This window comes from Streptomyces sp. GESEQ-4 (assembly GCF_017948455.1).
Lineage (GTDB): Bacteria > Actinomycetota > Actinomycetes > Streptomycetales > Streptomycetaceae > Streptomyces.
In genome coordinates this window covers 121,800-138,588 of record NZ_JAFFSU010000006.1, presented here as the reverse complement: position 1 = coordinate 138,588, position 16,789 = coordinate 121,800, and the positions used below count along the sequence as shown (strand labels likewise).

12 protein-coding genes are annotated in these 16,789 nt (G+C 72.1%); 1 reads left to right on the top strand and 11 read right to left on the bottom strand.

Features of this window, described 5'->3' with window-relative positions; all coding sequences use genetic code 11:
• Positions 1 to 153: 153 nt before the first annotated feature.
• From KCH48_RS14510 to KCH48_RS14480, 7 genes are all read right to left on the bottom strand, one after another.
• A complete protein-coding gene (locus KCH48_RS14510) occupies positions 154 to 5,028 on the bottom strand; it encodes an SAV_2336 N-terminal domain-related protein (protein WP_210574142.1) in 4,875 nt (1,624 codons plus the stop codon).
• Complete coding sequence (locus tag KCH48_RS14505) at positions 5,018 to 6,025, bottom strand: MoxR family ATPase (protein WP_210574132.1); 1,008 nt, start codon at positions 6,023 to 6,025, stop codon at positions 5,018 to 5,020. Before KCH48_RS14505 ends, KCH48_RS14510 begins: the two co-directional genes overlap by 11 nt.
• A gap of 28 nt (positions 6,026 to 6,053) precedes the next feature.
• Positions 6,054 to 7,718 carry a trypsin-like peptidase domain-containing protein gene (locus KCH48_RS14500; protein WP_210574130.1) on the bottom strand — a complete coding sequence of 555 codons (1,665 nt, stop codon included), beginning with the start codon at positions 7,716 to 7,718 and terminating at the stop codon, positions 6,054 to 6,056.
• The gene (locus tag KCH48_RS14495; protein WP_210574128.1) at positions 7,715 to 8,089 is read right to left on the bottom strand and encodes a CU044_2847 family protein; all 375 of its coding nucleotides are present in this window, start codon (positions 8,087 to 8,089) and stop codon (positions 7,715 to 7,717) included. Before KCH48_RS14495 ends, KCH48_RS14500 begins: the two co-directional genes overlap by 4 nt.
• A 91-nt stretch (positions 8,090 to 8,180) precedes the next feature.
• A complete protein-coding gene (locus KCH48_RS14490) occupies positions 8,181 to 9,572 on the bottom strand; it encodes a carboxyl transferase domain-containing protein (RefSeq protein ID WP_210574126.1) in 1,392 nt (463 codons plus the stop codon).
• Complete coding sequence (locus KCH48_RS14485) at positions 9,565 to 11,013, bottom strand: acyl-CoA synthetase (RefSeq protein WP_210574124.1); 1,449 nt, start codon at positions 11,011 to 11,013, stop codon at positions 9,565 to 9,567. Before KCH48_RS14485 ends, KCH48_RS14490 begins: the two co-directional genes overlap by 8 nt.
• A gap of 73 nt (positions 11,014 to 11,086) precedes the next feature.
• Positions 11,087 to 12,451, bottom strand: coding sequence for an SLC13 family permease (locus KCH48_RS14480; RefSeq protein ID WP_210574117.1), 1,365 nt, complete (start codon positions 12,449 to 12,451; stop codon positions 11,087 to 11,089).
• 222 nt (positions 12,452 to 12,673) lie between these two features.
• On the opposite strand from KCH48_RS14480, the gene KCH48_RS14475 reads away from it, so the two are divergent.
• A complete protein-coding gene (locus KCH48_RS14475) occupies positions 12,674 to 13,381 on the top strand; it encodes a FadR/GntR family transcriptional regulator (protein WP_210574115.1) in 708 nt (235 codons plus the stop codon).
• Between the two features lie 50 nt (positions 13,382 to 13,431).
• On the opposite strand, the gene KCH48_RS14470 is transcribed toward KCH48_RS14475, so the two are convergent.
• From KCH48_RS14470 to KCH48_RS14455, 4 genes are all read right to left on the bottom strand, one after another.
• On the bottom strand, positions 13,432 to 14,076 hold the full coding sequence (locus KCH48_RS14470) for a response regulator transcription factor (protein WP_210574113.1): 645 nt from the start codon (positions 14,074 to 14,076) through the stop codon (positions 13,432 to 13,434).
• A complete protein-coding gene (locus tag KCH48_RS14465; RefSeq protein ID WP_210574110.1) occupies positions 14,067 to 15,287 on the bottom strand; it encodes a sensor histidine kinase in 1,221 nt (406 codons plus the stop codon). Before KCH48_RS14465 ends, KCH48_RS14470 begins: the two co-directional genes overlap by 10 nt.
• Positions 15,284 to 15,946: a DedA family protein gene (locus tag KCH48_RS14460; protein ID WP_210574108.1), complete on the bottom strand. Its 663-nt coding sequence runs from the start codon at positions 15,944 to 15,946 to the stop codon at positions 15,284 to 15,286. Before KCH48_RS14460 ends, KCH48_RS14465 begins: the two co-directional genes overlap by 4 nt.
• 168 nt (positions 15,947 to 16,114) lie before the next feature.
• Positions 16,115 to 16,678: a GNAT family N-acetyltransferase gene (locus KCH48_RS14455; RefSeq protein ID WP_210574106.1), complete on the bottom strand. Its 564-nt coding sequence runs from the start codon at positions 16,676 to 16,678 to the stop codon at positions 16,115 to 16,117.
• Positions 16,679 to 16,789: the final 111 nt, after the last annotated feature.

Sequence of the window (16,789 nt, the reverse complement as noted above, 5' to 3'; positions counted from 1 at the left end):
GCGGGCCTCTCCCTCGCATCGTGCGGGGGGCGTGACGGGGGCCGCCTCTTGTGGGGGGCCGGGTGGGGTGCGACTGGACGGGTGATTCCTGATCTTCACGTGGCGCGTCGCCGCCCTGTCCTGTCGGCTCAGCGGTATCGGGCTCCTGCGGGCTCAGCGGTACCGGGCGGCCTTCATGAGCGTACGGAGGCTCGTGACGAGGGGGGCCTCGGCGTCCGCCGCGCGCAGTCGCCGCAGGGTCCGGTCGTCCGGGCTGAAGCCGATGAACGGCAGGCCGATGGCGCGGGCGGCGGCCTGCTCGGCGACGGTGGAACCGATCATCACGCAGCGGGCGGCAGGCACGCCGAGCCGGTCGAGGGCCTGCTGGAGGACATGCGGGTGCGGCATGAGGAGGGCGAGTTCGGTGCCGCGGCCGTGCACGCCGCCCGTCACGTGCCGGGTCAGGCCCCGTCGGTCCAGGTGTTTCCTGACCGGCTCGGGCGCCCTGTCGGTCACCACGGCCAAGGGGACGTTCGCCGCGGCCAGGGTGCTCACCAGCTGGTCGGACCGCGGGGTGGGCCGTGCGGTCGCCGCCGCCCGCGCCTCGTGCGCGTCCATCCGGCGCCGCACCTCCTCCGCCAGCAGGCCGTGCCCGGCGAACGCCCTCAGCAGATCGAGGGAGTTGGCGTGCCCCTCCAGCGGCGGAACCGGCCCGCCCCCCGGCAGCAGCGGCTTCCCCGTCAGCACCTCGAGATCACGTACCTCCGCGATGAGCCGCGCCACATCCCGCAGCACCTCCCGCTCGGCGCCCGCAACGAACATACGGGCCAGCACGTCCTCGAAGGCCAGGATGACCGCGTCGGCGGCGGCGATGAGGGTCAAGGAGGCCTTGGCCCGGCGGGACCAGTCGGGCATGGTGCCGAGCGTCGCGCTCTGGAACTCGGCGGGCAGGATCCAGTGGATGACATAGCCGGGCACCTTCGTCCGGGCCAACGCCTCGCGCAGTTCGTGGCCGTACATGCCCCGCGCGCCGAGCAGCGTTTCGGTCAATAGGCCGGGCAGGTCGAGATCGAGGCTGCTCGCGGCCTTCACCGGGTCCTTGACGGACCATCTCACCTCGACGCCGCGCACGGCGTCGGGCGCGAGGCCGCGCTCCGTCAGGTCGACCGTGAAGTAGCTCCACGTCGCACGGACGTCATCGGGTGCGACGCGGGCCAATGACGAGTCCACAGGGATGAGTTCGCCGCCGGGGAGAGAGAGAACGACAGCCTCGGACGCGCTCTCCGCACGTACGAGTCCGCCGTCGGCCGGCATGGGGAAGGGGCCGCGCACCGCGGGGTCGGTCGACGCCGTGACCACGTCGTAGGCCGCGCCGGAGATGTCGACCACGACGTCCGCCGCGGGCGCTTCGCGCACCTCGACGGGCTGGACCGTCAGACACCACCCCGTCCCGTCCCACAACGGCTCGAACAACCCCGGGTTCGCGTACGGATTCTCGGCGACCTCGACATCGTGCCAGAAGCCCGAGAAGGCGAGGACCGCCAGCGCACCGGACGCGTCCAGCGCAGCCGTCACCGCTTCGGCGCCCGGCCGGTCGCTGTACTCCTCGGTGCCGTCCGGCCGGAACCACGCCTGCCAGAACTCCGCCCGGAGGCGGTGGCCGTCCAAGCGCTCCAGCAGCTCCGGCAGCCCCGCCACGGTCGCCCGGAAGAGGGGAGCCCCGTCCAGGTACGGCGCCGTCAGGACTGTGAAACCCGTGCGGCCTCCTACCAGTTCGTACTGGTCGGAGTCGAGACCACTCACCGTGAGCAGGAGCGTGACCAGCCGGCGGAGGCCCTCCAGCGCCTCTTCGGACGGCGGGCCGTCCACGAACTCGAAGGCGGCACAGTCGCGTTGGTCGGCATCCGGCTCGTCGTCCGCATTGTCGAACGTCTCCGGCGGAAGTTCGTCGCGCGGGTCGACCGGCACGTCCTCCTCGGGGAGTGGCTCCCCCGACGGCAGCTCCTCGGCCGCCGCGGCGTAACCGAGCAGGATGTCGGTGACGGTGCTGTCGGCGGCCGGCTCCTCGTACCCGCCCTCCGGAGGGTCGTCGAACCTCTCCAGCTCGTCTCGGAGTTCGTGTCCTAGGGTCCGCAGTTCCGGATTCTGGCCGCCGGACACCTCGTACTCCTCGTACGCCTCGAGCGCGTCTTCGGTACGGCCCTGGCGGCGGAGCGCGGTGATGTACAGGCGGCGGAAGTCCTCACGGTCGGGATGGGCGCGGAGCAGCTCGGCCAAGTCGGTCTCGGCGCGCTCCAACTCGCCGCGCTCCAGGTCGAGTTCGGCGCGGGAACGGTAGAGGCCGAGGCGGAGCTGCTGGAGCCGGCCGCGGGCGGTGTGCGCGGCGGGGCCGGGGACGTCGGCGAGGGGTTCGTCGCCGCGCCAAAGCTCCAGGGCCCGGTCGTAGTGCGAGGGGTGGCGGGGTGTGCGGGCCACGAGCCGTTCGCACGTGATCAGGTCCACGAAGTCGGCGCTCGTGTGCAGGGCATAGCCGTCGGGCTGGACGGCAAGGGTGCCGGGGCCCAGCAGGGCGCGCAGCTCGGACGCCTGCCGGGCCAGCTCGGCCACGGTGTCCTGTGGCGCCTCGCCCGGGTCCCACACGCCGGCGGCCAGCTCGTCGTAGGTCACCTTGCGGCCGTTTCTGAGCAGCAGCATCGCGAGCATGGGCCGGAGGTGCCGGGGGATGGGGATGTCGCCGGTCGGGCCTTCCACGTGCAGGGGACCCAGGACGTAGTGGTAGCGGGGTTCGTAGGCCTCCCTGGCCGTCAGCAGGAGGTCCGGGGAGGTGAGCTGTTCCAGGCCCTGCATCTGAGTGTTCAGATCCTGGGACAGCAGCTGGTCGATCGCCTCCGCGAACCGCGGACGCAAGCTGCTCGGCAGATGGATCAGTTGGTCCGGGTGTACCGGCCGTGTCAGCCACGCGGTCGCCGCCGCCAGTTCGAGCAGCACCTCGGTCAGGGCCCGCAGATCAGGGCCGGCGGTGCGGCCCGGTGTGAAGAGGGTGATCTTGACCGTGCCGTCCGGCAGGAGGACGACCTGCCCTGCTTCGAGCCCTTTGTGGAAGATGCCGGACAGGTGGCAGGCCCGCAGGGCCCGCGCGAGCTGCGTCCCGATCGACACCAGCAGCGGAAACGGAAGCTCATAACCGCCCGCCGCCGCCATCGCGTTGAGCGGAATGCCGTCCAGATGCTCCATCACCACGTACGGGATGTTGTCCTCGATGCCGAAGTCGTGGATGGTCACCACACCCCGGTCCTCGATGCCCTGGAGAATCCGCGCCTCCCGCAGGAAGGCCTCCCGCCCCTCCGGGTCGGTGACCGGCCGCTGCCGCTGGATCACGACGGTCCGGTCCGCCTCGGTGTCATGGGCCCGCCACAGCGTTCTGTCCGACCTGAGCAGGCCCAGCATCCGGTAGCGGCCGAGAACCGGCGGCACGGACCCCGACGTCCCCGTGCCCCCGCCCGTCAACTGCCGCACGCTCTCCGTGGTGACCGTCGCGAACGCCTCCCCTTCTACGACGGTCGGCGTACCGCCCGCCGCCGGTGTGGACGCCCGGAACTCACCCGGCGCCGCTCCCGCCCGCTCCTCGATCAACCCGCCCACTCGGGTGAGCAGTTCGGCCGTACGCCCCCGCGCTGTCCGCGGCAGGCTGCGCAGCAGCAGTTCGCCCACGCCGGGCCGGAAGGCATACGACCCGGCCGGGCCGGGGACCGTGGTGAGCATGCCGCTGAGGATCACCTCGGCGAGATGCTGGGGGCGCGGGCGTGGCTCGACGGCGGCCTGGACGAGGCGCATGACCGGCAGGTCCGGGCGGCCCAGCGCGAGATGGCCGGCCAGCCGGAACGCCTCCGGCGACGCCGTCGCGCGGAAGCGGAGGACCAGCTCCTCGGCGGACAGGCCGGTGATGTCCGTACGGTCGTCGGAGGCGGCCGGCAGCGGTCCGCCCAGCCGGGCCGCCGAACCGGGAAACTCCTGCCCGCCAGGCGCCGCGACCAGCGCCGCCCAGTTCGCCAGCCAGCGCGGCCCCGGCTCCAGCACGGGCAGCGGGACGGTGCTGGTGCCGGTGCCGTCCGGCGCGTCGAGGGCGTCGTCGTACGGCGTGAACGCGAGCGAGGCCGCCGGTGCCGCCGGATGCGGTGCCGACAGACGGCCCGGCGTCGACGGCAGCGCGGTGTCCCGCCACAGGTGTTCCGGGAGGGGTTGTACGACGGCCAGCGGCATCCGGTGCGCCCAGCGGGCCAGCGTGCCGAACCAGCGGGCGCCGGCCGGACCCTGCCGCCATTGCGGGCCCATGCAGTCACTGACCAGCAGGGTGACCGTGCGGCCGTCGCCGGGGAGGGGGAGGGAGCGCACGGTGCCGTCCGGGTGGGCGCGATGCAGGGTGACCGTGCGGAAGATCCCGGACTGGACGAGCGCGGTGTGCAGTTCGCGGATCAGAGGGCGCCAGACCGGCATGGTCGGGCCCGTGTCGTACACCAGGTTCAGCCGCAGCCAGCGCTCCCGCGCGGGCCGCAGCACCGGCAGCCACCATTCGGGGGCGGCCCCGAGGCGGGCGATGCGGTCGGCCGTGGCCCGCTCGTCCAGTTCGAGCCGGTCGGGGGCGTCGGTACGGCGCTTGAGCGGGCGCAGGGAGCGTTGCAGGGCCAGGGGGTGGCGCAGCATCGGGGGCGCGGGGGCCAGGAGGGTCGTGTGGGGTTGGGTCGTCGACTGGGGTGCCGTGGTCGGCGCGGGCAGGTGAAGCGGGGCGCGAGGGGAGGGCCGGCTGACGTCCTGATGCCCGGCTGGGGGTGGCGGTGGTGTCTGGGGCGCGGCTTCGGGAGGGCGTACGACATCGGCGGCGGCCTGCGCGGCAGGGGCGGCCGGGGGTTCCGCCGAGGGCTCCATGTGGCGGGCCAGCCACAGCAGTTCGGCGAGTTCGAGCGGGGTCGGGTGCGGGCCGCCGGACGCCTCGGCCAGCATGTCGGCCAGGCGGAGCAGCGGCGTGCGCGGTCCGGGGCGCTCAGAAGGCATCGGTCTGCGGTGCCTCGCTCAGATACGGCATCAGCTGCTCGGCCAGCTCGTCGAGGGACTCGGCGGCCAGGTCGGAGGAGCGGGCCAGGTAGATGGCGTTCAGGAGCTGGTCGGTGGCGAGGTCGCCGCCGCCCACGCGGGACAGGAAACGGTCGATGAGGGTCTGCGCGTAGGCGTCGGGATCCTCGTCGAAGTGGGCGCGGACGATGTCGGCGAGGTGGCCGTCGTCGGGCTGGCGCAGGCGCAAGGTCACACAGCGGCGCAGGAAGGCGGGCGGGAACTCGCGCTCGCCGTTGCTGGTGAGGACGACGAAGGGGAAGGCCCGGCAGCGCACCCGGCCGCGCCGCACCGGCACCCGCTGGTCGGCGCCGTCGATCATGACCTCGGCCGTGCGGGACCCCCGGATCAGTTCGGGGATCTCGTACTGGCCCTCCTCCAGCACGTTCAGCAGGTCGTTGGGCAGGTCGAGGTCGCTCTTGTCGATCTCGTCGATGAGCAGGGCGCGCGGGCGGGCGTAGGGGAGGAGGGCGGTGCCGAGGGGGCCCAGCCTCAGATGGTCCTCGATGCCGCCCGCGTCGCCGGTCTTCGCCGCCGGGGTGTGCCGGGCCGCGTACAGGCGGGACAGCGGGTCGTACTGGTAGAGGCCGTCGTGCAGGGTGCTGCGGCTGGTGATGTTCCAGCGCAGGACCGGGCCGAGGCTCAGCTCGCGCGCGACCGCGTACACCAGGGAGGACTTGCCGGTGCCTGGCGGGCCGGTCACCAGGAGCGGGCGCCGCAAGTACAGGGCCGCGTTGACCAGTTGGACCGTCTGCGGGGTGGCCCGGTAGGTCGCGGCGCGATGGGTGCGGTCCGGGGAGACGGCCGACGCGTCGGCGGCCCCGTCCGGGGCGTCGAGCACCGGGCCGCCGTCGAAGGCCCGCCAGGGCGGGGGCGGCGGCAGCCGGTCGATGCCGTCGTGCGGCTCGGTCGTACCGGTGTAGACGGGCCACAGGGGCATGGATCTTCTCTCCATGGGGTTGGGCAGCTCAGACGACGGGTGAGTGCAAGGAGGCGGCGGGCTCGGGGAAGCAGCGCGGGTCGTCCCAGAGCAGCTGGACGTCCTTCGCCCAGTGGCTCTCCGGATCGTCGTCCGCGTCCGCCGACTCCCTCAACTCCATGACGTGACGCGGGAGTTCGATCGGCGGGACATCGGCGACGGAGGCGGCGAGTTCGTCGAGGAACGCGGCCCCGGAGCAGGGACCGTCGTGCCGCAGGTCGGCACAGCCCGTACGCGACCACAGCAGCACCGGCACCGGAGTGTTGAGGCCGACCTCGAAGTGCGGCCTCGCGGTGGACGGCGGGAAGGCGAAGCCCGCCAGGTCGGCCGAGTGGTCGCGCAGCCGTTTGCGCAGGCTCGGCGGCCGCTCCGGGGCACCGCACTCCACGCGGTGCAGCCGCGCCCCGGGACAGGCGTCCAGCTGCTGCCACCGCTTGGCCAGCCGGTGCCGCAGCCGCCCGCTGCGGTGCCGGGACCGGTCCACCACGACCAGCGGATAGGCGCAGCCCAGCGGGGTGGAGTCGTCCTCACCGCACTCCCAGTGCGCCACCGGCTCGTTCAGCCACTCGCGGGGCAGCACGAACGTGATCAGCTCGTCCGCGTCCGGAGCGAGGTGGCTGAACGCCTCGTCGATGCGCTCCTGGACGTACGCCCGTACGGCGGTGCGCGGCAGCCTGCGCGACCCGATGCGCCGCCGGTGCCCGTCGCGGTAGGCGGACACCTCGACGGTGACCTGGTCGACGCCGGCTCCGCTGTGCTCGATCTCGACCAGGATCGGCGACCATGCGTGCGCGGCGGCGGGCCGGGCGGGCGTCGCGTCCAGCAGCTCCTGCAGCCGGTCGGCGAACCGGCCCACCGCCTCCGCGCCCGGCACCTCCCACTGCACATACCCGGCAGCCGCCCCGAGCGAGGCGAACCCGCCCTCCGGCAACGGCGGCCCGAACGGGCCCACGGCATCGACGTACAGCCGGTTCGGATCGCAGTCCACGTCGTGCGCCACCGCCCTGCGCACCAGCGTGTACAACCGCCGTACGGCATCGGGGTGATGGTCGGGAGTGGGCACCCGCTCGCCCAGCTCCGGCCAGTAGCGCGCCATGACCTGGGTGGGCAGCATCCGCCCGACCCGGACGTCCCGCGCGCCCGCGACCGACGCCACCATGCCGACGACCCTGCCGTCCGGGAGGGCCACCGCGGCGCCGCTGAAGCCGGCCGCCAGGGGCTGCCCGTGAGCCGTCACGGCCTCCAGCTGACGCCACTCGTCCGAGACCAGTGCGCCGGGCACGGCCTGGTAGCGGGCGAGCATGCCCTCGTCGTACCCCTTGGGGAAGCCGTATGCGACGAGCGTCGGCGCGGGGTCGCCCAGTTCGGCGCCCGGCGGTGCGAACTGGGCGGGCGCCAGCGGGACTTCGCGGTCCAGTTCGAGGACGGCCAGGTCACCGGGGTCGGCCGCGCCGCCCGACCAGCCGCCGTGGGCGGTCACCGTGGCGGACAGCGGATCGAGCCCTCTGCTGCCGGGGAAGGTCACCGTCACCTCCGACGTGCCGCGCCCGCGCACGACGTGGGCGCAGGTGAGGACACGGCGGGGGGAGATCAGGAAGCCCGCGCCGACCTCGTTCCCGCAGGAGATCCGGGCGTGCCAGGCGGCGCCGCTCATGACTGGCCGGCGGCCTCCGGTGCCGCTGGGGTCGGTCCCAGGGGCTGTCCCGGGGTCTGTCCCGGGGACCAGCTGAGCTTCACCACCAGATGGCCCTCCGCCGACCCCTTGGCGATGACCGCTCCGGACTCGGCGGTCAGCTTCACGCCGAACTCCAGCTCCACCGAGTCCGGCCGCAGCGAGCCGTCCCGGAAGACCCGCAACGCGGACTCGGCCGCCGCCCGGACCCCGTCCAGCGCGCCCTCGAACGTGCGCGCCGCCCGCGCCGGCCCGTCGCCGCGCGACACCAGCCGGGCGCCCGACTCGTCCTCGACACCCTCCACGACCACCATGGCGCCGCCCTCGGTCCGGAACTCCATCAACCCGTCCATGGCGTCGCCCGCTCCCCCGCGATGTATGTGACCTGTGCGAACTCCATTGTTACGGACGGTGCTTGGAGATGTCACCGGATTCCGCCGGGAGTCAGCCGGCCACGCCCCGGATCACCCCCAGCTCCGCCAGGTCCTGCGGCCGGATACGGAGCTGATCCGCTGTCGCCTCGACCTCCTCCGCCGGCCGCTTCAGGATCGCCGCCGCCAACTCCGGTGCGATCACCGAGAAGTAACTGTCCGGTGTGGCCCAGGTGTTGCCGGGCGCGGCCAGCGCCAGCGCGCCGCCCGAGCCGCCCTCGCCGATGAGGAGCGTGGTGATCGGCGTACGGGCGCCGGCCACCGCGACGAACACGTCCGCGATCGCCGCGCCCACCCCCTGCCGCTCCGCCTCGGCGTCATTGGCCGCGCCCGGCGTGTCCACCAGCGTCAGCACGGGAATCCCGAGCCGGTCCGCCAGCCGGATCAGCCGGGCGGCCATACGGTAACCGGCGGGCCGCGTCGCCGTCCCGGCCTGCGCCGCATACGCGACCGTACGACCGTCATGCTCGCCGAACCCACAGAGCATCCCCGCGTCGGTGCCACCGCAACGGTCACCGCTGAGGGCGACGCGGTGGGTGAAGTAGGCGTCCAAGTAGGCCTCGGCGCGCGGGCGTTGAGGCGAGCGGGCGCGCTGGACGGCTTCCCAGGCTGTTGGCGGGAGGTTCGGGGCGTCGTCGGGGGCGTTGCCTGTGACGGCGGGCTGTGCCGCGGTGGCTGTGGCCGAGGCCTCCGCGGTGCCCAGCGTCCGCGGGACCGGTGCCTCCTGTGCCGACGGTCGCGTCAGGAGTTTCAGCCACCGGCCCAGCGTCGCCCGCAGTTGCTCCGGCCGTACGATCGCGTCCGCCGCGCCCGCCGCCACCTGCGCCTCCGCCGTGTACGCGGCGGGATCCGCGTCCGGGGGACGGACCCGGGAGCCCGCGAAGCCGACCTGGGCGCCGGGGAGGGCGAGGACGACATCCGCGCCCGCGCCGAGCGTGGCCCAGCCGCCGCCGGTCGTCGGGTCGCGGAGTACGGCGATCTGGGGCAGGCCCGCCTCGCGGGTGAGGGCGGACTGCCGGGCCACGCGCTGGAGTTGGGTGAGCGCGAACATGCCCTCCTGCATGCGGCTGCCGCCGGTGGCGACGAGCGGGACGACGGGGAGACGGTGAGCGCGGGCGTGAGCGTAGGCGGCCTCTATACGGTCGCCGGTCCGTTCGCCCAACGAGCCGCCCAGGAAACCGAATTCGAAGGCGATCAGCAGCGCGTGCGTGCCCTCGATGCGGGCCGTGCCGCAGACGACGGACTCCTGCTCGCCGGTGCGTTCGGCGGCGCGGGCGCGCGAGGCGTCGTAACCCTGCCAGCCGAGGGGGCCGTCCGGGGCCGACTGCCCCGGCGGGGGCGGGAGTTCGGAGAAGTCGTCGGCGACGAGGGCGATCGTCTCGCGGGCGGTGAGACGGTCAGCCATCGGTGCTCAGCGCCCGCTTCATGATCTTCCCCATGTCGTTGCGGGGCAGGGCGTCGAGGTGACGGACGACGCGGGGCCGCTTGTGCGGGGCCAGGCGACGGGCCACATGATCAGCCAACTCGTCGTCGGCGGGCGGGGATTGAGGATCCGCAGGAACGATCCAGGCGACGATCCGCTCACCCAGATCCGGGTCGGGCTCACCGGTGACCGCGGCCTCCCGCACACCCGGGTGCTCCAGCAGCGCGTTCTCGATCTCGCCCGCCCCGATCTTGTACCCCCCGCTCTTGATCAGGTCGGTGGCCTTGCGACCGACGATCCGGACATAGCCGTCGGGGTCCCGCACCGCCATGTCGCCGGTGCGGAACCAGCCGTCGGCGGTGAACGCGGCGGCCGTCGCGTCCGGCCGGTTGAGATACTCGGTGAACAGGTTCGGTCCGCGCACCTGGATCTCGCCCACGGTCTCGCCGTCGTACGACGTGATGGCCGCCCCGTCCTCCTCGACGAGCCGCAGCTCCACGCCCGGCAGCGGTACGCCCACCGTCCCCGCCCGCGGCTCCCCGTCGGCCCGCACGCTGGTGTTCATCAGCGTCTCCGTCATGCCGTACCGCTCGATCACCCGCCGCCCGGTCGCCGCCGCGATCCGCTCGTGGTCGTGCACGGGCAGCGCGGCCGACCCGGAGACGAGCAGCCGGGCATGGGCGAGAGCCTTCGCCAACTGCGGCTCCTCGGGCAGGGCTTGGGCGATGCGGTGGTACATCGTCGGCACGCCGAACAGCATGGTCGCGCCGTCGTTCAGCTCGCGCGTCACGCCCTCCGTGCTGAACCGGCCGAGGTGGCGGACGGACCCACCGCGCCGCAGCGGGCCGAGGACGCCCAGGACGAGACCGTGCACATGGAACAGGGGGAGGCCGTGGACGAGGATGTCGTCGCCGGTCCACTGCCAGGCGTCGGCGAGCGCGTCGAGGGTGGTGGCGATCGCGCGGCGCGGGAGGACGGCGCCCTTGGGCGGGCCGGTTGTGCCGGAGGTGTAGACGACGAGGGCGGGATCTTCGGGAGAGAGTGAGGTGGCGGGCGTGGTGCCGGTGGCTTGCGGGTTCACGTCGATGCGCCGCAAGTCGCCCAGGGGGGAGGGGAGTTCGGTGCCGGATGCGGTCAGTACGGCCGACGGGGCGCTGTCGGCCAGGATGTGCCCCAGCTCCTTCTCGCCCGACTTCGGGTTCAGCGGTACGACGGCCACCCCGGCCTCCAGCGCCGCCACCACGGCGACGGCCGTCTCCAGCGCCGGGGTCGCCCAGACGGCCACCCGCTCCGCGCCCCGGATTCTCCCGGCCGTCGCGCCGGCCGCGGCGGCGAGCTGCCCGTAGGTCAGGGAGCGGTCGCCGAACCGCAGCGCGGGACGGTCGGTCGGGCCCTCGGTCAGGGCGGGAAAGAGAGAGGACACGCGTCGTACTCCTTAACTCGAACCTGTTGTCACGCTGCAACGGTCACCTTGCGGCGGCGCAGGCCGGTGAGGCCTACCCCCAGCCGGGCACCACCAGCACCAGCCACACCACCGCGGGTACCGCCGCCACCACGATCCCTCCGTACACCATCAGCTGCTTGAAGAATCGCTCGCGGTCGACGTCCGGCGCGGCGGCCAGGACCAGCGCGCCGTTCGTCGAGAACGGGCTGACGTCCACGACCGTCGCCGACACCGCGAACGCCGCCACCATGCCGACCGCGCCCACGTCCCCCTCCGCGAGGAACGGCACCGCCAGCGGAATCAGCGCGCCCATGATCCCCACGGACGACGCGAACGCCGAGACGAGCGCACCGATGTAGCACAGCAGCACGGCGGACAGCAGCGGCACGCCGATGTCGCTGACGCCCTCGCCCGCCCAGGTGATCGTGCCCATCTCCTCCAGCACGCCGACGTACGTGAGCACACCGCAGATCACCAGCACCGTCGGCCACGCGATCTGCCCGACCGCCTTCTTGCTGTCCTCCGGCCAGGCGGCGCTGAGGACCACGGCGAGCGTGATCGCGGTGAGCCCGGCGTCGAGATCGAAGGCGAGCACGGCGACGACGAGGGCGACCAGGGCGACGAGGGTGGTGATGCGGGAGGGGGTGAGGCGGGTGTCGGGGGCTGTGTCGGGGTGGGTGGCTGTGACTGTGGCGGTGGGAGTGGGGGAGGTGCCGGTGCCGTTCGGCTCCGGGCGCGGCTTCCCCGTATCGCCGCTGCCGGAGCCACCGCCTTCCGTCCCTGTCCCTGTCTCCGTCGCCACCGCGCCCTGCGTCCACAGCTTCAGGCCGCCGAAGAGGACGAACACCACGCCCGCGATGACCAGGTTGACGAGGAGCGAGGCGAGGAAGAGGGCGAGTTCGTTGCCGGGGAGCTTCTCGCGCTCCACGATGCCGTTGACGATCGAACCGTAGATGCTGATCGGCGAGAACCCGCCGGCCTGGGCGCCGTGCACCACCATCGCGCCCATCAGCAGCGGGCTGATCCCGTAACGGGAGGCGAAGCTCAGCGCGACGGGCGCGACGATCGCGACCGCGGCCGGACTGACCGCGCCGATCGCCGTGAGCGCCCCGGTGATCGCGAACATCACCCACGGGATCAGGGCCACCCGCCCCCGTACGAGCCGGATGGCCGCATGCACCAGCCAGTAGGTGGTGCCGTTGGCCCGCGCGATCGCGAACAGATACGTGACGCCGACGAGGACGACGAAGAGGTCGCCGGGGAAGCCGGCGAAGATGCCGTCCGCGTCGAGGTCGGCGACGAGCTCGCCCACCGCGAAGGCGGCGGCGAAGGCGAGCGCGCCCATGTTGATGGAGCGCGTGGTGGCGATGACGAACACCACGACGAGGACGAGGATCGAGATGAGTTCGGATGACATACGGGCTCCCGCCTTTGGGTCCCGGAGCGGTGAGGGATGACTGGCTGGGTGAGTGGACGGCTGGGTGAGTGGACGAGTGGCTGAGCCACTTTGCCTGGTTGGCTGGTTAGCGTGGGCCCGTCTGTCCGACGCGTCAAGGGGTCGCGCAAGAATTGGCTCAGCCACTGCACCAATGAACCACTCGACCACCCAGTGTTACCCTCCCCACGAGAGGGGGACCCTGTGACCGACGCCCTGCGCCCCATGAGCAAGCAGCGCCTCTACGAGCAGGTGCTGGACCGGCTGCGCCAGTACGTCGCCGAGGGTGACCTCAAGGCCGGCGACCGTCTCCCGCCCGAGCGCGACCTCGCCCAGCGCCTCGGCGTCAGCCGCGCCTCGGTGAAGCAGGCCATCGTGGTGCTGGAGGTCCAGGGCCTGGTGGAGGCGCGGCACGGCGGCGGCACGTACCTCGTCCGGGACAGCCTCGACGTGGAGCCCGTGGAGAAGCTGGTCGAGCGTCGCCGGCGTCTCCCCGACGTCCTCGACGCCCGCGAGGCCCTGGAGACGAAACTCGCCGAACTGGCCGCGGAGCGGCGTACGGAGGACGACCTGACCGCGATGCGCCAGGCGCTCGCGCACATGGCCGAGGAGATCGAGCACGGCCGGCCCGGTGTCGACGGTGACCGCCTGTTCCACGCGGCGGTCACGGCGGCCGCGCACAGCAGCATCCTCGCCGAGTTCATGCGCTCCATCTCCGACCAGATCGCCGAGAGCCGCACCGAGTCCCTCCGCCAGCCCGGCCGCCCCACCCGCTCCTACGCCCAGCACGAGGCCATCCTCGACGCGATCACCGACCGCCGCCCCGCAGCCGCCGCCGCGGCGATGCGCCGCCACGTCCGGACGGTCGCGAAGGTACGGCTGCTGGACTGGGACCCGGGGGAGGGGGCGTAGCCGCGAGGCGCCACGGTCTGCGTTCCACGCCTCCCGCCAACCGGCGTTCGCTACGCCTCCAGATACCTCAGCACCGCCAGGATCCGCCGGTTGTAACCGGTGGTGCGCGACAGCTCCAGCTTGTCGAAGATCGCGTTGAGGTTCTTCTCCACCGCGCTCAGCGAGATATGCAGCTGCTGGGCGATCGCCGTGTTGGTGTGCCCCTGGGCCAGGGTTTCGAGAACGCTGCGCTCGCGAGGCGTGAGGCGGGTCAGGAGATCGGCGTTCGTCGTCCGGACCACCAACTGCCGTACCACCTCCGGGTCGATGGCCGCACCCCCGGCCTGAATGCGCTCCAACGCGTCCAGGAACTCCTCTACTTGTGCGACGCGGTCCTTGAGGAGGTAGCCGACTCGTTCCGCGCTGGAGGCCAGGAGCTGGACGGCGTAGTTGCGTTCGATGTGCTGGGACAGCACCATTACGCCGGTCTCCGGCCACCGTTCACGGATCTCCAGCGCGGCACGCAGCCCCTCGTCGGTGTGCGTAGGCGGCATCCGGATGTCGAGAACGACGACGTCGGGCCGCCGTACGGCGATCTCCTCCATCAACGGACCAGCGTCGCCGTACGCGCCCAGGACCTCGTGCCCCTCCTCCACCAGGAGACGGACCAGCCCTTCGCGCAGCAGGGTCGAGTCCTCGGCGATCATCAGGCGCATGGCAGCTCCGCGGTGATGGTGGTGGGTCCCCCTTCGGGGCTGTCGACACGCAGGGCGCCGTCCAGCGCGGCCACCCGGCTGCGCAGCCCGCTCAGCCCGCCGCCCGCCGGATTCGCGCCGCCCTTGCCGTCGTCCTGGACCTGCACGGCGAGCATTCCGCCGCGGAGCCCGACCCGCACGGAGACGGCCGTGGCGCGCGAGTGCTTGGCCGCGTTGGTCACGGACTCCGACACCACGAAGTACGCGGCGGTCGCCACCGGTTGCGGCAACGGCCCACCGACGTCGAACTCCGTCCGTACGGGAATGCCGCACCGCTCGGACACCCCGCCCAGCGCCTCCTCGAGCCCCAGGCTGTCCAGCGCCGAGGGGTACACCCGCCAGCTCACTTCGCGCAGCTCCGCCATCATGTCCTGGGACTCCTGGTGCGCCTGGCGCAGCATGGCGTCCGCCTGCTCGGGACTGCGTCCCCGGCGTGCCCGGCCCAGCAGCATGGCCAGCGCCACCATGCGCTGCTGAATCCCGTCGTGCAGATCCCGCTCGATACGCCGGCGTTCCGCGTCGACGGCCTGCACGACCGCTGCCCGGCTGGCGGCGAGTTCATGGATGCGGCGCTCCAGCAGTTCCCGCTCGGAGGGGCCGAAGTACTCGCGGGCGAGACGCGCGTCCAGGGCGGCGAGCGAGTGGAGCCCCTGGAGATCGAGGAAGAGCAGCACACCACCCAACAGCACCTGCGTCAGCAACTCGTTCCAGCGGACGCTCCCTTGCACCACTCCCGCGACGAGCAGCCCCGCCAGGACGATGCCGGCCCCCAGCAGTGCGATCACGACACCGCACAGCAGACCGGCGTAACTGCGCACCGCCAGATAGCGCAGAACCTTCTCATCGGACGCCTGATAGCGCCCGGGAAAGACATCACCGAAGAAGACGGCCCGCCGCCTCCGCTCCAGGACCATCAGCCGACGGGCTCCGGCCATAAGGACGCCGAGGGCACTGGCGCGGGTGAGTGGCCACAGCAGGAAGGGGCCGAGGGCGGTGCCTACGACGAGGAAATGAAGGGAGTCGAACAGCCCCGTGACGCAGCCGAGTAACGTACCGGCACTTCGACGCGGCCACGAGGCCGACAGGTTCTGGCCGGTGACACCTGCGGAGTCCTGGCCGCTGACACCTGCGGAATCCCCCTGCACGAGCGCCGAGCCTATCCGGTGGGTCATGAAGTACGGCGGTGCTGGGCCCGGTTGCCGCCGCGCAGCCGTACGCTGACGTATGCCGCAAGGGCGACGAACACCAGGATCAGCACACCCTTGGAGAGGGCCCCGACATACCTCTCCACGGACGACCACTGGTCGCCCAGCCAGTAACCGGCCAGTACCAGAACCGAGTTCCAGATCAGGCTGCCCAGCGTCGTCAGCATGACGAACACGGGCAACGGCATACGCTCCACCCCGGCGGGCACGGAGACAAGACTCCGGAAGATCGGCACCATACGGCCGAGGAACACCGCCTTGGTGCCGTGCTTCAGGAACCACCGCTCCGTACGCTCCAGATCGGAAGCCTTCACCAGCGGCAGCTTCGCCCAGATCGCGTGCATCCGTTCACGCCCGAAGAGCATGCCGGTCCAATACAGCACCACGGCCCCCACAACCGACCCGAGCGTGGTCCAGAACAGCGCCGAGACCAGACTCAGCGATCCCTGCCCCGCCGCGAACCCGGTCAGCGGCAGAATCACCTCACTCGGCAGCGGCGGAAAGAGATTCTCCAACGCGATGGCCAGTCCGGCCCCGGGACCCCCCAACGCCTCCACAAGATCGGCAGCCCAGCCGGCGATACCGCCGGTCGGCTGGTCGGTCAGAGCCAAGGACGTGAGCTGCATACGGTCTCCCCGCGGAGGGTCAGGTTCAGTTTCGCCGGGGCAACGACCCCGACCGCCCTCCAACTTAGAAACCGCAGCTCAACGCTGGTATGAGGGTTGCCGTCCGGTCCTGTACGGGTTTCCGCATGACCGACGCTGCGGAAAACCGCACCGGCACAAGGTTGTCGGTCAGGCTTTGAATGAGTGCAGGCTGGCTACGGCGAGGGTTTGCTCCGCGTCGTACGCCTCGAAGGTGCTGATGCGCTGGAAGCCGAGGCGGGTTGTGGCGAGCTTGAGTGAACGCTCGTTGGCTGTCTGGGTCACGACCAGGACCGGCTGGTCGGGCAGTTCGTCGGCGGCGGCGCGCAACGCGGCCGTGGCGGCCTCGAACGCCAGGCCCGCGCCCCAGGCGTCGTGTCGGAGGAGGTAGCCCAGCTCCAGTTCCCCACCGTTCTCGGTGACGTGACCGGGGAGGTCGGGGGAGCGTCGGTCGAGTACGAGCGTTCCGATGAGCCGGTCCGTCGTCTTGTCGGCGATGACGAAGGTGCCGGGCTTGTTGGCCACGTCGGCGATACCGGCCGCATCGAGATACTGCTCGACAGCACTCCGGGGCCTCGGTCCGCCGAGGTACATCCGGACCCGTGGATCGGTCTGAAGCTCGATGATTCCATCGCGGTCGGTGTCATGGGCCTTGCGCAGCCGGAGTCGGTCCGAGGTGATCACCGTGGCGGACAGCGAGGACGAGGAAGTCATGGGACCCATCCTGTCCGAACCCCCCGAACCCCCGCCCTGCATCCTTGTCTTGTCAAGCCAGACAGAGGAAAGACAGCCAATCCCCCGAAACACCCCATATCGCAGCCAGTG

What these genes read in the sequence shown, in the direction of transcription:
- KCH48_RS14510 (WP_210574142.1), bottom strand. Translation starts at nt 5,028, where the DNA reads ATGCCTTCTGAGCGCCCCGGACCGCGCACGCCGCTGCTCCGCCTGGCC.
- KCH48_RS14505 (WP_210574132.1), bottom strand. Translation starts at nt 6,025, where the DNA reads ATGCCCCTGTGGCCCGTCTACACCGGTACGACCGAGCCGCACGACGGC.
- KCH48_RS14500 (WP_210574130.1), bottom strand. Translation starts at nt 7,718, where the DNA reads ATGAGCGGCGCCGCCTGGCACGCCCGGATCTCCTGCGGGAACGAGGTC.
- KCH48_RS14495 (WP_210574128.1), bottom strand. Translation starts at nt 8,089, where the DNA reads ATGGACGGGTTGATGGAGTTCCGGACCGAGGGCGGCGCCATGGTGGTC.
- KCH48_RS14490 (WP_210574126.1), bottom strand. Translation starts at nt 9,572, where the DNA reads ATGGCTGACCGTCTCACCGCCCGCGAGACGATCGCCCTCGTCGCCGAC.
- KCH48_RS14480 (WP_210574117.1), bottom strand. Translation starts at nt 12,451, where the DNA reads ATGTCATCCGAACTCATCTCGATCCTCGTCCTCGTCGTGGTGTTCGTC.
- KCH48_RS14470 (WP_210574113.1), bottom strand. Translation starts at nt 14,076, where the DNA reads ATGCGCCTGATGATCGCCGAGGACTCGACCCTGCTGCGCGAAGGGCTG.
- KCH48_RS14465 (WP_210574110.1), bottom strand. Translation starts at nt 15,287, where the DNA reads ATGACCCACCGGATAGGCTCGGCGCTCGTGCAGGGGGATTCCGCAGGT.
- KCH48_RS14460 (WP_210574108.1), bottom strand. Translation starts at nt 15,946, where the DNA reads ATGCAGCTCACGTCCTTGGCTCTGACCGACCAGCCGACCGGCGGTATC.
- KCH48_RS14455 (WP_210574106.1), bottom strand. Translation starts at nt 16,678, where the DNA reads ATGACTTCCTCGTCCTCGCTGTCCGCCACGGTGATCACCTCGGACCGA.